Source organism: Janthinobacterium sp. CG_23.3 (assembly GCF_046115965.1).
Taxonomy (GTDB): domain Bacteria; phylum Pseudomonadota; class Gammaproteobacteria; order Burkholderiales; family Burkholderiaceae_D; genus Janthinobacterium.
In genome coordinates, this window is sequence record NZ_JBJXIB010000020.1 from 17,810 (window position 1) to 31,580 (window position 13,771).

Here is a 13,771-nt window from a genome sequence, read left to right on the forward strand (position 1 = left end):
ATAATTGAAATTCGAATAAACGGGCAAGGACAGGACTATATATGTCGCAAGAAATCGTAGTGGACACCAATCTGCAGTCGGCGAAAACCGTGGCCTGGTGGTTGTATCTTTTCCACGCCGCCAGCTTTATCTTCACGCTCGGCGCCATTTCCTTCATCCCGCTGATCGTCAACTACATCAAGCGCGACGAGACCAGCGGCACCTTCGTCTACAGCCACCACACCTGGCAAATCCGCTCGTTCTGGTGGTACGTGTTCTGGGTGGTGCTGGGCGCGGTGTTGTTCCTGACCTTCATCGGCATTCCGCTGGCGTGGCTGATCTGGGGCGGCGCCTGGCTGTGGAAGGCCTACCGCCTGATCCGCGGCTTCCTCGACTTGAACAACAACAAGCCAATGCCGGTGTAACACACAATCCGCTGCCCAATCCGCCTGTTGAAATCGCTTAACCCGTATCTGTAACGCCGGCGGGCACCGTCGAACCGGGCAACCATGCCGGGCCGATGACGTGCTTGACCGCCACCGGCTCCTTGCCCCGGGTTTGTACCAGCGTTGCCGACCCGTTACGACATCGCGGCAAACGCCCTTTCGATGTCGGCAATGAGGTCGGCCGGGTCTTCCAGGCCGATATTGAAACGCACCAGTTCGCCCGGCGCCTGCCAGCCCTTGCGCATCGCGCCGATGCGGTACGGTACGCACAGGCTGTTGGCGCCGCCCCAGCTGTAACCGATTTTGAACAGGGTCAGCGCGTCGACGAAGCGGTCGGTCTGGGCCTCGCTGTAGCGGGCGTCGAACAGCACTGAAAACAGGCCGCCGGCGCCGCTGAAGTCGCGTTTCCATATCGCGTGGCCGGGACAATCCTCGAAAGCCGGATGCAACACCGTGGCGATCTCCGCTCGCCCCTTGAGCCAGGTCGCGACCGTGCGCGCGGCCGCGTCGTGGGCGTCGAAGCGCAGCTTCATCGACGCCAGGCTGCGCAACACCAGGTAGGCATCGTCGGCGCCCACGCCCATGCCCAGGCGCATGTGCGCCATCGCCAGGCGCTCGTGCAGCTGCCGCTCGCGCGTGATGAGCGCGCCCATCAACACGTCCGAGCCGCCCGACTGGTACTTGGTCAGCGCCTGCATGATGACGTCGACGCCGAGGTCGAAGCCGCGCAGCGCCAGGCCGGCCGACCAGGTGTTGTCGAGCGCGACCAGCACGCCGCGCGCGCGCGCCGCCTGGCAGATCGCCGGCAGGTCCGGCACTTCCATCGACACCGAACCCGGCGCCTCGGTCCAGATCAGCTTGGTGTTCGGCTGGATCAACGCGGCGATGCCGGCGCCGATCAGCGGATCGTAATAGCGCGCGGTGATGCCGAAGTCTTGCGCCAGCCACTTGCCCAGTTCGCGGTTCGGGTTATAAACGTTTTCCGGCAGCAGCACGTCGTCGCCGGTGTTGAGCAGCGCGAAGTCGACCATGGCAATCGCCGCCAGGCCGCTGGGCGCCAGCAGGCAATATTTGCCGTCTTCGATCTCGGCCAGGCGCGCCTCCAGCGTGAAGGTGGTCGGGGTGCCGTGCAGGCCGTAGGTGTAGCCGTTCTTTTCCTTCCAATCGCCCGAACGCATGGCCGCGACGTCCTTGAACAGGATCGTCGAGGCGTGGTGGATCGCGGCGGGAAAGGCGGCGAAGCCCTCCGGCGCCTTGTAGTCGGTGTGGACCAGGGCGGTTTGAAGCGATTTTTTGATGCTCATGGCAGCCTATAAAAAAAGGCGGATACCGCTTACGCCGATCCGCCTTGTTATCAATGACATGTTTCGCGGCCCCGGTCAACACCACATGCGTGGGGCGGCGGCCAGCCCCCCGGGGTCTGACCCCGGGTGCCCGCCGCGAGGCCGCTTTTTACGCGGCGGCCCACAGGTCGTGCGCGTCGGCGGAGGTGACTTCGACGTCGTAGAACTCGCCGACCACCAGTTTGCGGTGCGGTTCGAACGGGCGCTTGACGTAGACCACGCCGTCGATTTCCGGCGCGTCGGCGCTGGAGCGGCCGATGGCGGCGCCGCTCGCTTCGACTTCGTCGATCAGCACGCGCACGGTCTTGCCGACCTTGGCCTGCAGGCGCTTCTTCGAAATCTCTTCTTGCAGCAGCATGACGCGGCCGCGGCGCTCTTCGCGCAGCTCTTCCGGCACCGGGTTGGCGATGGCGTTGGCGGTCGCGCCGTCCACCGGCGAGTAGGCGAAGCAACCCAGGCGGTCGATTTGCGCCTCCTTCAGGAACTCCAGCAGGTACTCGAATTCCGCCTCGGTCTCGCCGGGGAAGCCGGCGATGAAGGTCGAGCGGATCGTCAGCTCGGGGTTCATCGCGCGCCAGGCCTGGATGCGGTCGAGGTTTTTCTCGCCGCTGGCCGGGCGCTTCATGCGCTTGAGCACGTCCGGGTGCGCGTGTTGCAGCGGCACGTCGAGGTAGGGCAGGATGTGGCCGCCGCTCATCATCGGGATGATTTCGTTGACGTGCGGGTAAGGATAAACGTAGTGCAAGCGCACCCAGGCGCCGTATTGCGCGGCCAGTTCACCCAGCGCGCCGACCAGCTGCGTCATGTGGGTCTTGACCGGGCGGCCATTCCAGAAGCCGGAGCGGAACTTGACGTCGACGCCGTAGGCGCTGGTGTCTTGCGAAATGACCAGCAATTCCCTGACGCCGGCCTTGAACAGGTTTTCCGCCTCCAGCATCAGTTCGGCGATCGGACGCGAGACCAGGTCGCCGCGCATCGACGGGATAATGCAGAAGCTGCAACGGTGGTTGCAACCTTCGGAGATTTTCAGGTAGGCATAGTGCTTCGGCGTCAACTTGACGCCCTGCGGCGGCACCAGGTCGAAGAACGGCGCGTGCGGCTTGGGCAAAAATTTGTGGACCGAGTCCATCACCTCGCCCAGCGCGTGCGGGCCGGTCACGGCCAGCACCTTCGGGTGGATCTTCATGATGATGTCGTCGCCCGCGGCGTCTTTTTTCGCGCCCAGGCAACCGGTGACGATGACCTTGCCGTTTTCGGCCAGCGCTTCGCCGATGGCGTCGAGCGACTCCTGCACGGCGGCGTCGATGAAGCCGCAAGTGTTGACGATCACCAGATCGGCCCCGTCATACGATTTCGCCGTCTCGTAGCCTTCGGCGCGCAGCTGGGTCAGAATTTGTTCGGAGTCGACCAGGGCTTTCGGGCAGCCGAGGGACACAAACCCTACTTTCGGCGCCGCGCCGGTCATGGCCAGAACGTTTTCTGGCTGGGCGGATACTACGGGAATACGGGAAATTGAGGACATAGGTAGATGCGAGGAAAAATATGAGGCGAATCTGCTATTGTACCTCGTCCGCCGCATGCCTTGCCGAACTAGTGTGACAAACAGCGCCGGTTGACTGCCAAGGCGCCGCTAGCGTCAAAAGAACCACCGGCCTGGACCGGCGTCAGGCCGCGGGGGTGCGACCGCGGATCGCAGCCGCGGGCATCCATTTACTTCTTGTCCGTCGGGACCGGGAACGGGAAGGTGCCAAACAGGTTCTTGCTCTGGCTCTGCATTTGCTCTTGCATCTGCACGAACAGGCTTTTGCTCTGGTCGATGTAGTTGTTCATCATTCCCTGCATCATCGGCCCTTGCACGCTCATGAACTGGGTCCACATTTCGGGGCTGAACGGCTTACCTTCGAAGGTGCCGGCCGAATTGCCGGTGAATTTGTGCTGGATGTCGGTGAAGGCCTGGACGTTTTTCTCCAGATAGGAACCCATCATGCCCTGCATGGCGTGGCCGTAGTAGCGGATGATTTGCGACAGCACGACGCTGGAGAACATCGGCGCGCCGTTTGCCTCTTCCTCAAGAATGATTTGCAGCAGGATGCTGCGCGTCAGGTCTTCGTTCGACTTGGCGTCGACGACGGCGAACTCCTCGCTGTCGAGCACCAGTTGTTTGACGTCGGTGAGCGTGATATACGAACTGGTTTGCGTATCGTACAGACGGCGGTTCGGGTATTTCTTGATCAGGCGTTCAATGTTTTTTTTTGCACTACTCATCTCAAGTCCACTTATTGCGCCGCAGCGCGTACTGATATATTCCTAAAAAAAGCGCACTTCGGTCCGCTTTCGCACATACCTACAAATTCTATTATAGAGTGGAAGACAAGGGTTTTGCACATCCCACCATAAGTTTCCCACTTTTATTGCAACGCAACCTAAATGACCGAAAAGCAAGGCGCCGGACCGCGCGCCCCGCCCCGGCCACCGGCTAGCCTACGCCTTTTCGGCGCGCACCTTGACGTAACGCCCCGGCGCCGGCTCGATCGCCTTGTAGCGACGGCTGCCCGGCTTGGCCGGCGCCTTGACGTCGTCGCCGCCGTGCTCGGCCAGGAAACCGGCCCATTCGGGCCACCAGCTGCCCGGGTGCTCGGTGGCGCCGCTGAACCAGTCGTCGGCGCTCAGCGTCTTGGCCTTGGCGCCTTTGGCCGGCTTGGCCGCGACGTTGCTCCAATAGCTGCGTTTTTTCTTCGACGCCGGGTTGATCACGCCGGCGATGTGGCCCGACGCGCCCAGGATGAAGCGGTTTTGCTGCGGTTTTTTGGTATTCAGCAAAGCGGTCGACGCGTAGGCCGCGCCCCACGGCACGATGTGGTCTTCGCGCGAACCGAAGACGAAGGTCGGCACGTCAATGCTGGACAGGTCGACCTTCGCGCCGGCGACGGTCAGCTTGCCGGGCACGCACAGGCTGTTTTCCAGGTAGGTGTTGCGCAGATACCAGCAAAACATCGGGCCGGGCAAACCGGTGCTGTCGGCGTTCCAGTACAGCAGGTCGAAGGCCGGCGGCTCGTTGCCCTTCAGGTAGTTCGACTGCACGTAATTCCAGATCAGGTCGTTCGGCCGCAGGCTGGAAAAGGTGCTGGCAAGGTCGCTGCCGGGAAGCAGGCCACCCTTGGCCAGCGCCTTTTCGCGGCGGCCGACCTGCTCTTCGTCGATAAAGACGTCGAGCACGCCGGTGTCGGAAAAATCGAGCAAGGTGGTCAGCAACGTCAGGCTGGCCGCCGGGCTCTCGCCGCGCGCTTTCAAGACCGCCAGCGCGGTCGCGGCGATGGTGCCGCCGACGCAAAAGCCGAAGACGTTGAGCTTGTCCTGACCGGAAATTTCCCGCGTCACGCGGACCGCCTCAATGGCGCCCTGCTCGATGTAGTCGTCCCAGGTAAGCTGGCCCATCGACTTGTCGGGATTGCGCCACGACATGAGAAATACCGTGTTGCCCTGCTCCACCGCGTAGCGCACCAGCGAGTTCTCCGGCTGCAGGTCGAGGATGTAGAATTTGTTGATGCACGGCGGCATCATCAGCAGCGGCCGCTGGTGCACCGCCGGCGTGGTCGGCGTGTATTGGATCAGCTGGAACAAATTGTTTTCAAACACCACCGTGCCGGGCGTGGTGGCGACGTTGCTGCCGACCTCGAACGCCGATTCGTCGGACTGCGAGATGCGGCCTTTTTGCATGTCGGCGAGCATGTTGGACAGCCCCTTGGTCAGGCTTTCGCCCTTGCTTTCGATGACTTTTTGCTGCGCCTCCGGATTCGTTGCCAGGAAATTGGCAGGCGACATCGCGTCAATCAGTTGCTGCACGGCGAAGCGGATTTTCTGCTTCTGGCGCGCGGTGGCCTCGACCGACTCGGCCAGCGCCATGAGAAATTCGCCGTTAAGCAGGTATGATGCGGCATTGTAGGCCGACAGCGGATTCTCGCGCCACGCCGGCGCCGCGAAGCGGCGGTCCGCCAGCTGCGGGGTTTTGCCCGCCAGGAAGTCGGCCCAGAGCGCGCCCAGCTTGCCCATGTACTCGCTTTTGAGCCGGTCCAGCACCTCCGGCTTGATGTTGGCGCCGGCATCTTGAAGCACGGCCGCGATCGGGTTTACCGGCGCTTCGGGTACCGCGTTAAACCAGGCTTTCCACAGGTTCGGGTCGTTCATCTGCGCTATCCACGCGTTGGTCATCACTTGAGGATCGGGCATATTCATATGTTTGAGTCCATTTAGAAATTAGAAATCTATCTTTACCAAGGCCGTTTTATGCTGATCGTCGCAGTTGCATGGATTTACGTGGTCGGGCTGATGGCCCTGACCGAACCGTCCATCGTCGCCGGGATGATGACCTTCCTCATCTACTGTGTGGTCCCTCTGTCAATACTATATTACCTGACCGGTTCGCGGCGGCGCAAAAGCAAACGCGACGCGGCTGAAAAAAAGATTCCCGAGGAGTGAAGGCGCAGCCCCGCGGGTCGGCTGAACGAACGCGTCATCCGACGCCGAGCCGTCGCCGACGCCATCAGACCATCGAAGAGTGAGACAGAAGCCCGGCACAATAGTCCGCTTTTCCGCCGGACTATTTGCGCCAGATCAAACTTGCTTGCCTTCCCGTCACGCCGTCGCGGCGATACGAGTAAAAACGCGCCGTTTCCGACGCGGTGCAGCAATCGCCGCCGGCGACGCGCTCGACGCCGACGCCGCGCAGCACGTTGCGCGCCAGCGCGTAGATGTCGGCCAGGTATTTGCCCGGCCGCGCCGCCAGCGGCGCGAACGCGGCGTCGACCCGCTCCAGCGCGGCCGCGTCGGCGGCGCCGTCGCGGAACGCTTGTAGCACATCGGCGCCAACCTCGAACTGGCCCGGCCCGATCGCCGGCCCCAACCAGGCCAGCACGTCGCCGGCGCCGGCGCCGCGCATCGCTTGCACGGTGCGCTCCAGCACGCCGCCGGCCAGGCCGCGCCAGCCGGCATGCGCCGCCGCCACCACCTTGCCGCCGGCGTCACAGAACAGCACCGGCAGGCAATCGGCGGTCAGGACCGCGCAGACGGCGCCGCGCGCGGCCGCGAAACTGGCGTCCGCCACGGGCGCCGCGGCGTCCGCGACCACCCGCGCCGCGTCCAGCACCACGCTGCCGTGCACCTGCGTCAGCCAGGCCGGCGACGCCGGCAACACGCCCTGCAACAAATAGCGGTTGCGCTGCACCAGCTCGGCCTGGTCGCCGACGTGCACGCCCAGGTTCAGTCCACCGCCACCCCGGCCGTCGCCGTACGGGGCCGGGCTGACGCCGCCGCCGCGCATGGTCGTCAGCGCGCCGATGTTGGCGGGCGCGTCCGGCCAGTGCGGCAACAGGAACGGCGTCGCCACCGTTACACCAGCGCCGGTTCGTCGATGCCGGCCTGGGCGATCAAGCCGGCGAAGTCGGCGGCCAGCGGCACCAGCCACTCGACCGCCTCGCCGCTGCCCGGATGCACCAGGCCCAGGCGGCGCGCCTGCAAGGCCTGGCGCGGGAACACGCCGACCAGATGTTGTTTGCCGTACAGCGCGTCGCCGACCAGCGAAAAGCCGAGCGACTGCATGTGCACGCGGATCTGGTGGGTACGGCCCGTTTCCAGGCGGCACTGCACCAGACTGACCGGACGGCGGTCGAGCAGGCCCGACTGCAGCAATTCGTAGTGGGTGATCGCCGGCTTCGCCGAGAAGTTCTCCGACACGGCCATTTTGATGCGGTCGCGCGGGTGGCGCGCCATCGACGCGTCGATGGTGCCGCTCTGCTTCGGCGTGCCCCACACCAGCGCGAAGTACTCGCGGCGCACGGTGCGCGCGGCCAGCTGGCGCACCAGGTCGGTCTGCGACGCCAGCGTCTTGCCCACCACCATCAGGCCGCTGGTGTCCTTGTCGAGCCGGTGCACGATGCCCGCGCGCGGCACGCCGGCCAGTTGCGGGCAGTGGAACAGCAGGCCGTTGAGCAAGGTGCCCGACCAGTTGCCGGCGCCGGGATGCACCACCAGTCCGGCCGGTTTGTTGACGACGATGATATGCTCGTCCTCGTGCACGATGTTCAGTTCGATCTGCTCGGGCTTAAAAGCCTCGTCTTCCGGCGCGCTTTGCGGCAGAATGACAACCTTTTCGTCGCCATAGGCGGTGCCCTTGCTTTTCGCGACCTTGCCGTCGACGGTGACGAAGCCGGCGTCCATCCACAGTTGCAGGCGGCTGCGGGAGAATTGGGGAACCAGTTTTGAAATGACTTTATCGAGGCGTTGGCCGCAAGCGTCCGGCGTCAATTCCAGTTCAATCGGCGCCATCGAGTCGGTGACGTCGTCGGCGTCGTCGGCAGTAAAATCGACATCGAACTCGTCGTCGAGTTCGGGGTGAGACAGGGGGTCAGCCAAATTCGGCTTCGGAGTTAATATCACAGCATTCCCATCGGCTATAATCAGCCTATTGTAAAAACTTGGTTAAAACCTTCTTGCAAAACGTCATGCAAAAAAAATTATCGTTGGTTGTCGCTTCATTCGTTCTGCTCGGTTTGTCCGCTTGCAGCTTGTTGCCCGAAAAAGTCGATGAGACCAAAAACTGGTCAGTGTCGAAATTATACTCGGAGGCGCGCGAAGAAATGGCTGGACAGCACTATGAACGTGCCATCCAGCTGTTTGAAAAGCTCGAATCGAGCTATCCGTTCGGCACCTACGCCCAGCAAGCGCAGATGGAAATCGCCTACGCGCACTACAAGGCCGGCGACCAGGCCCAGGCGCTGGCGGCGGTCGAGCGCTTCATCAAGTTGCATCCGAACCACGCCAACGTCGACTACATGTACTACCTGCGCGGGCTGATCAACTTCAACGACCAGATCGGCTTCCTGAACTTCATCTACGAACAGGACCCGACCGAGCGCGACCCGAAGGCGACGCGCGAAGCCTTCGCGGCGTTCAAGCAACTGGTCGAGAAGTTCCCGAACAGCCAGTATACGCCGGACGCGCTGCAGCGCATGAACTACCTGATCAACGCGATGGCGCAGTACGAAGTGCACGTGGCGCGCTACTACTACCGCCGCGAGGCCTACCTGGCCTCGGTGAACCGCGCGCAAGGCGCCATTAACGACTTCCGCGACTCGCCGGCCGTCGAGGAAGCGCTGTTCATCATGTCGCGCGGCTACGACAAGATGGGCATGACCGACCTGCGCGACGACACCCTGCGCGTGTTCAACAAGAACTATCCGAACAGCCGCTTCCTGACCGCCGGCGGCGGCAAGGCCGAGCGGAAATGGTGGAAGTTCTGGCAATAACGACAAACCGGGGCGCGCCCCGGTTTTTTGTTGCAATAAAACCGGGGACAGACCACGATTTCCGGGAAATACTTTCCCGGAAATCGTGGTCTGTCCCCGAAGCCGTGGTCTGTCCCCGAAGCCGCCTATGCCGCTCAGTCGGCGACGCGGCGGCGGAAGATCCAGGACTTGTCGGTCGAGTCTTTTTTGTCGAAGGCGTAGCCGTCCACCGTGAAGCCCTTCAGCTTTTCCGGGTCGCGGATGCCCTTGACCGCGGCGTAGCGCGCCAGCATGCCGCGGGCCCGCTTGGCGTAGAAGGAAATGATTTTGTATTTGCCGTTTTTCCAGTCCTCGAACACCGGCGAGATCACCGGCACCGACAGCTGGCGCGGCTTGACCGACTTGAAGTATTCCTCCGAGGCCAGGTTGACCAGCACCTTGGCGCCCTGCTCCTCGGCGCTGCGGTTGAGCGCCTCGGTGATGGTGTCGCCCCAGAACGCGTACAAGTCCTTGCCGCGCGCGTTGGACAGGCGGGTGCCCATTTCCAGCCGGTGCGGGTGGATCATGTCGAGCGGGCGCAGCAGGCCGTACAGGCCCGACAGGATGCGCACGCGCGCCTGCGCGTAGTCGAGCTGGGCCGGCTTGAGCGTGCGCGCGTCGAGACTGGCGTAGACGTCGCCGTTAAAGGCCATGACGGCCTGGCGCGCCTGGTCCAGGTTCGGCGTCCACGACGCGTAGCGCGCCACGTTGAGCGCCGACAAGGCGTCGGAGATGCCCATCAGACTGCCGACCTCGGCCGGCGTGAACTGGCGCATGCGGTCGATCAACACGGCCGAATGCTCGAGGAAGTCGGGCTTGCTGTGCAGCTTGGTGGTCGGGGGCGTCTCCAAATCGAGACTTTTGGCGGGCGAAAGCACAATCAACATAAGATTCCAATACACATCCATAGAATAGAATTGCCGACATGATACCCGCTCCGAAACGCATCGTCCTCGATACCAATGTTTGCCTCGACCTGTTCGTCTTCCACGACCCGCGCTGGGCCGCCCTGCTGGCCGCCATCGAAAGCGGCGCGGTGCTGGCGATCACGCGCGAAGACTGCCGCGCCGAGTACCTGGTGGTGCTGCACTACAAGCACCTGCCGCTCGACGAGGCCAGCCGCGCCGTCAGCGCGGCCCGCTTCGACGCCCTCATCAGCGTGGTGGCGCCGCCGGTGTCGGGCGTGCGCCTGCCGGTGTGCACCGACAAGGACGACCAGAAATTCCTCGAACTGGCGCGCGACGCCAACGCCGACATCCTGATCACCAAGGACAAGGCCTTGCTCAAGCTGGGGCGCAAAACCGCCAAGGCCGGCATGTTCCAGATCATGGTGCCGGAAGCCTGGGCGTTGACGCCGTAATACACGCGGCGGGAATGCCACACCGAACCCGGCCGGCTGCGCTAGAATAGGCAAACCGAGCCATCCCACCGTCCCGCACCCATGAACAGCCGCCACACACCGCCACTGACGCCGACCCTGCACAGCAAGCTGCCGGCCGTCGGCACCACCATTTTCACGCGCATGTCGAGCTTGGCGGCCGAGCACGGCGCCGTCAACCTGGGCCAGGGCTTCCCCGACTTCGACTGCCAGCCGCGACTGCTCGACATGGTCGACGCGGCCATGCGCGCCGGCCACAACCAATACCCGATGATGGCCGGCGTGCCGGCGCTGCGCGAAGCCATCGCCCACAAGATCGCGGCGCAGTACGGCCACGCCTACCACGCGGGCGCCGAGATCACCGTCACCGCCGGCGCCAGCCAGGCCTTGATGACGGCGATCCTGTGCTGCGTGCACCCGGGCGACGAGGTGATCGTCATCGAGCCGGCCTACGACAGCTACCTGCCGGCGATCGCGCTGGCCGGCGGCGTGCCGGTGCCGGTGGCGATGCAGGTAGGGCCGCGGGGCTACCACGTGCCCTGGGACAAGGTCGGCGCCGCCGTCACCGGCAACACCCGCCTGATCATCGTCAACTCGCCGCACAACCCGACCGGCTCGATCCTGCGCCGCGCCGACATCGACGCGCTGGCCGACATCGTGCGCGGCACCAACGTGCTGATCCTGTCGGACGAGGTCTACGAGCACATGGTCTACGACGGCGTGGCGCACGAATCGCTGTGCCGCCACCCGGAACTGGCGGCGCGCAGCTTCGTCGTCTCCAGCTTCGGCAAGACCTACCACGTGACCGGCTGGAAGGTCGGCTACGTCGCCGCGCCGGCCGCGCTGAGCGCGGAATTTCGCAAGGTCCACCAATACAACGTCTTCACCGTCAACACGCCGATGCAGCACGGCCTGGCCAGCTACATGGCCGACCCGGCGCCCTACCTGGAATTGCCGGCGTTCTACCAGCGCAAGCGCGACCTGTTCCGCGAGGGCCTGCGGGATAGCCGCTTCGAACTGCTGCCGGCCGACGGCACCTATTTCCAATGCGTCAAGTACGCGGCCATTTCGGGCGCGGACGAGACCGCGTTCGCCGAATGGCTGGCCAGTGACATCAAGGTGGCGGCGATTCCGGTGTCGGCCTTCTACCAGCAGGGCAAGGAATCGGGCATCGTGCGCTTTTGCTTCGCCAAGAAAGACGCGACGCTGCGCCTGGCGCTGGAACGGCTGGCGCGGATATAAACCAAGGCCGGCGGCGACCGGCGAAACGGGAAACATCATGGTTCAACGGCGCATCATTTTCTCCGACCTCGTCCCGGGCGCACCGCTGCCGTGGGACCTGTACAGCTTCGACCGCAACGGCGGCCCGCTGCTGCGCAAGGGCCAGTTGCTCAACGACCAGGGCCAGATCGACACGCTGCTGGCGGCGGGCCTGTTCGTCGTCGACGAATCGCCGCCGTCGGTGCTGCACCTGCTCAACGAAGCCAACAAACGCCTGGAACGGATGCTGCACGAATTGCGCGACAAACACAACGCCGAGCACGAACTGCGCGACGTCGCCCGCGACGTGCTGCGGGCTTTCGAACTGAACCCCGACATCGCGCTGGCCTGCCTGTTCCTGAACCAGATCGCCGGCACCTACGCGGTGCGCCACTGCATTGAAACAGCGCTGGTGGCGATCCTGGTGGCGCGCGGCATGCAGAAAACGCGCCAGGAAACCCTGGTCATTACCGCCGCCGCCCTGACGATGAACGTCGGCATGCTGCGCCACAACGACAGCTTCCAGAGCAAACACACGCCGCTGACGCGCGAGGAAATGGAAATCGTCCGGCGCCACCCGGAGGAAAGCGCCGACCTGCTCAAATGCGCCGGCATCGACGACGAGGAATGGATTTCCTGCGTCATGCTGCACCATGAAAACGACGACGGCAGCGGCTACCCGGGCGGCAAGACCAGCGACGAAATCACCCAGAACGCCAAGCTGATCGGGCTGGCCGACCGCTACTGCGCCCACGTCTCGGCGCGCAACTACCGGCGCTCGGTGCTGCCCGACCAGGCGCTGCACAAGATCTTCCTCAACACCGAATACAAGATCGACCCGGCGCTGGCCGAACAATTCGTGCTGCGGCTGGGCAAATATCCGCCGGGCAGCCTGGTGCGCCTGCGCAACGGCGAAGTCGGCGTGGTTACCGCCGCATCCGGCAGCCACGTCCACGCGCTGCGCGACGCGGCCGGCATCGTGATCCCGGCCGCGCTGCTGGCGTCGGCGCCGCTGCGCAGCACCAGCGAACCCGAGTTCGCCATCGCCGAAGCGCTGCACGAAGACCAGGCCGGCGTGCGCTTCAGCATGAAAAACGTCTGGGGCGACCAGGCCCGGCTGTAAAAACAAGCACGCCGCGGACGCGCGCCCAATACCCGCGGCGCCACAACGGGGCACCTGTCGGGGGACATGGGTAACACCTTGATGAGGCTGGCGGACGGCCTCATACGCGGCCTGGGCGGTAGAATACTGCCGACTTTATAAAACAACATCGAATCGCCATGATGAAACCCCTCATTCGCACTGTCTTCCTCACCACCCTGCTCTCGCCTGTCCTGGCCGTGGCGTCCTGCGAGGATATTGGTGGCAGCCCCAGCCTGCAAGAATATGCCGGCGACATCGACGGCAAGTATAAGATCCAGTTGACCCTTGCTTTTAAGGGTGACTCCGTCTCGGGAGAATATTTCTACCTGTCGCAGTTGAAGGGCATTCCGCTGCGCGCCGTATCGGGCGATAGGAACAAGCTGGTGCTTGAGGAGCGCGGCGCCAACGGCGAGGTGACGGCAAGCTTCACCGGAGCGCTTTCCGCCGATTGCGGCAAGTTCGACGGGACGTGGCAAAAGACCGGCTCAAGCAGCAAGCTGCCCTACAGCCTGAAACACACCGAAAGCAACAGCGGCAGCCTGGGACATCGTTATTACACGGCGGGCGCCGAGTCGGACGACATCGTCTATGCCAACGCCTACAAGTTCTGGCTGGGCGTGAAAAATGGCGACAAGAAAGCTGTTACATCCGTTCTCGCCTATCCGGTGCGGGCGCAGATCGCCGGCAAGAAAACAACTTTTCGCAATGCCAGCCAGTTCAGCGCCAGTTATGACGCCATCTTTACGCCCGCGTACCGCCAAGCCGTCATCGACGCCGTTCCACGCAACATGGGCTCGTCGTGGCGAGGAGTCATGTTAGGCGAACAAGGCGAGGTCTGGCTCAATCACCTGGGCAAGCCATTCGCCCTGAACAACTGATTCCATACGGGCGACAAGCTTGCC

At 63.6% G+C, this 13,771-nt stretch carries 14 protein-coding genes; 7 read left to right on the forward strand and 7 right to left on the reverse strand.

The window, feature by feature from the left end; genetic code table 11:
• Positions 1-41: 41 nt before the first annotated feature.
• Complete coding sequence (locus ACFDR9_RS07545) at positions 42-404, forward strand: DUF4870 family protein (RefSeq protein ID WP_409030597.1); 363 nt, start codon at positions 42-44, stop codon at positions 402-404.
• A 155-nt stretch (positions 405-559) separates the two neighbouring features.
• Here the strand turns inward: ACFDR9_RS07545 and ACFDR9_RS07550 are convergent, their stop codons facing one another.
• From ACFDR9_RS07550 to phaC, 4 genes are all read right to left on the reverse strand, one after another.
• Positions 560-1,729, reverse strand: a complete 1,170-nt coding sequence (locus ACFDR9_RS07550) for a cystathionine beta-lyase (protein ID WP_409030598.1) — start codon at positions 1,727-1,729, stop codon at positions 560-562.
• 148 nt (positions 1,730-1,877) lie between these two features.
• Positions 1,878-3,233 (reverse strand): 30S ribosomal protein S12 methylthiotransferase RimO, encoded by a 1,356-nt coding sequence (gene rimO, locus ACFDR9_RS07555; RefSeq protein WP_409030599.1) that lies wholly within the window; start codon positions 3,231-3,233, stop codon positions 1,878-1,880.
• A 245-nt stretch (positions 3,234-3,478) separates the two neighbouring features.
• Positions 3,479-4,033 (reverse strand): polyhydroxyalkanoate synthesis repressor PhaR, encoded by a 555-nt coding sequence (gene phaR, locus ACFDR9_RS07560; RefSeq protein WP_017875269.1) that lies wholly within the window; start codon positions 4,031-4,033, stop codon positions 3,479-3,481.
• A gap of 216 nt (positions 4,034-4,249) precedes the next feature.
• A complete protein-coding gene (phaC, locus tag ACFDR9_RS07565) occupies positions 4,250-6,001 on the reverse strand; it encodes a class I poly(R)-hydroxyalkanoic acid synthase (RefSeq protein ID WP_409030600.1) in 1,752 nt (583 codons plus the stop codon).
• Between the two features lie 51 nt (positions 6,002-6,052).
• Between phaC and ACFDR9_RS07570 the strand changes: the two genes are divergently transcribed.
• Complete coding sequence (locus ACFDR9_RS07570) at positions 6,053-6,244, forward strand: hypothetical protein (RefSeq protein ID WP_017875267.1); 192 nt, start codon at positions 6,053-6,055, stop codon at positions 6,242-6,244.
• A gap of 121 nt (positions 6,245-6,365) precedes the next feature.
• On the opposite strand, the gene pgeF is transcribed toward ACFDR9_RS07570, so the two are convergent.
• Both pgeF and ACFDR9_RS07580 read right to left on the reverse strand, forming a co-directional pair.
• On the reverse strand, positions 6,366-7,151 hold the full coding sequence (pgeF, locus tag ACFDR9_RS07575) for a peptidoglycan editing factor PgeF (protein ID WP_409030601.1): 786 nt from the start codon (positions 7,149-7,151) through the stop codon (positions 6,366-6,368).
• A gap of 2 nt (positions 7,152-7,153) precedes the next feature.
• Positions 7,154-8,176: an RluA family pseudouridine synthase gene (locus ACFDR9_RS07580; RefSeq protein ID WP_017875265.1), complete on the reverse strand. Its 1,023-nt coding sequence runs from the start codon at positions 8,174-8,176 to the stop codon at positions 7,154-7,156.
• Between the two features lie 89 nt (positions 8,177-8,265).
• Between ACFDR9_RS07580 and ACFDR9_RS07585 the strand changes: the two genes are divergently transcribed.
• Entirely contained in the window at positions 8,266-9,069 is an 804-nt protein-coding gene (locus ACFDR9_RS07585) for an outer membrane protein assembly factor BamD (protein WP_026132535.1), read from the forward strand.
• Between the two features lie 134 nt (positions 9,070-9,203).
• Here ACFDR9_RS07585 and yaaA read toward each other — a convergent pair whose 3' ends face one another.
• Positions 9,204-9,974, reverse strand: coding sequence for a peroxide stress protein YaaA (yaaA, locus tag ACFDR9_RS07590; RefSeq protein ID WP_409030602.1), 771 nt, complete (start codon positions 9,972-9,974; stop codon positions 9,204-9,206).
• A gap of 38 nt (positions 9,975-10,012) precedes the next feature.
• Between yaaA and ACFDR9_RS07595 the strand changes: the two genes are divergently transcribed.
• The 4 genes from ACFDR9_RS07595 to ACFDR9_RS07610 all read left to right on the forward strand — a co-directional run bounded on the left by ACFDR9_RS07595 (position 10,013) and on the right by ACFDR9_RS07610 (position 13,747).
• Complete coding sequence (locus ACFDR9_RS07595; RefSeq protein WP_409030603.1) at positions 10,013-10,447, forward strand: putative toxin-antitoxin system toxin component, PIN family; 435 nt, start codon at positions 10,013-10,015, stop codon at positions 10,445-10,447.
• A gap of 81 nt (positions 10,448-10,528) precedes the next feature.
• On the forward strand, positions 10,529-11,707 hold the full coding sequence (locus ACFDR9_RS07600; RefSeq protein ID WP_409030604.1) for a pyridoxal phosphate-dependent aminotransferase: 1,179 nt from the start codon (positions 10,529-10,531) through the stop codon (positions 11,705-11,707).
• A 37-nt stretch (positions 11,708-11,744) separates the two neighbouring features.
• The gene (locus tag ACFDR9_RS07605; RefSeq protein ID WP_409030605.1) at positions 11,745-12,848 is read left to right on the forward strand and encodes an HD-GYP domain-containing protein; all 1,104 of its coding nucleotides are present in this window, start codon (positions 11,745-11,747) and stop codon (positions 12,846-12,848) included.
• A gap of 158 nt (positions 12,849-13,006) precedes the next feature.
• Positions 13,007-13,747, forward strand: coding sequence for a hypothetical protein (locus ACFDR9_RS07610; RefSeq protein ID WP_409030606.1), 741 nt, complete (start codon positions 13,007-13,009; stop codon positions 13,745-13,747).
• Positions 13,748-13,771: the final 24 nt, after the last annotated feature.

Excerpts from the sequence above, each read along its gene's own strand:
- ACFDR9_RS07605 (WP_409030605.1), top strand. The coding sequence starts at position 11,745 with ATGGTTCAACGGCGCATCATTTTCTCCGACCTCGTCCCGGGCGCACCG.
- ACFDR9_RS07545 (WP_409030597.1), top strand. The coding sequence starts at position 42 with ATGTCGCAAGAAATCGTAGTGGACACCAATCTGCAGTCGGCGAAAACC.
- phaR (WP_017875269.1), bottom strand. The coding sequence starts at position 4,033 with ATGAGTAGTGCAAAAAAAAACATTGAACGCCTGATCAAGAAATACCCG.
- ACFDR9_RS07600 (WP_409030604.1), top strand. The coding sequence starts at position 10,529 with ATGAACAGCCGCCACACACCGCCACTGACGCCGACCCTGCACAGCAAG.
- rimO (WP_409030599.1), bottom strand. The coding sequence starts at position 3,233 with ATGACCGGCGCGGCGCCGAAAGTAGGGTTTGTGTCCCTCGGCTGCCCG.
- ACFDR9_RS07595 (WP_409030603.1), top strand. The coding sequence starts at position 10,013 with ATGATACCCGCTCCGAAACGCATCGTCCTCGATACCAATGTTTGCCTC.
- ACFDR9_RS07585 (WP_026132535.1), top strand. The coding sequence starts at position 8,266 with ATGCAAAAAAAATTATCGTTGGTTGTCGCTTCATTCGTTCTGCTCGGT.
- ACFDR9_RS07610 (WP_409030606.1), top strand. The coding sequence starts at position 13,007 with ATGATGAAACCCCTCATTCGCACTGTCTTCCTCACCACCCTGCTCTCG.
- yaaA (WP_409030602.1), bottom strand. The coding sequence starts at position 9,974 with ATGTTGATTGTGCTTTCGCCCGCCAAAAGTCTCGATTTGGAGACGCCC.
- phaC (WP_409030600.1), bottom strand. The coding sequence starts at position 6,001 with ATGAATATGCCCGATCCTCAAGTGATGACCAACGCGTGGATAGCGCAG.
- ACFDR9_RS07550 (WP_409030598.1), bottom strand. The coding sequence starts at position 1,729 with ATGAGCATCAAAAAATCGCTTCAAACCGCCCTGGTCCACACCGACTAC.
- ACFDR9_RS07570 (WP_017875267.1), top strand. The coding sequence starts at position 6,053 with ATGCTGATCGTCGCAGTTGCATGGATTTACGTGGTCGGGCTGATGGCC.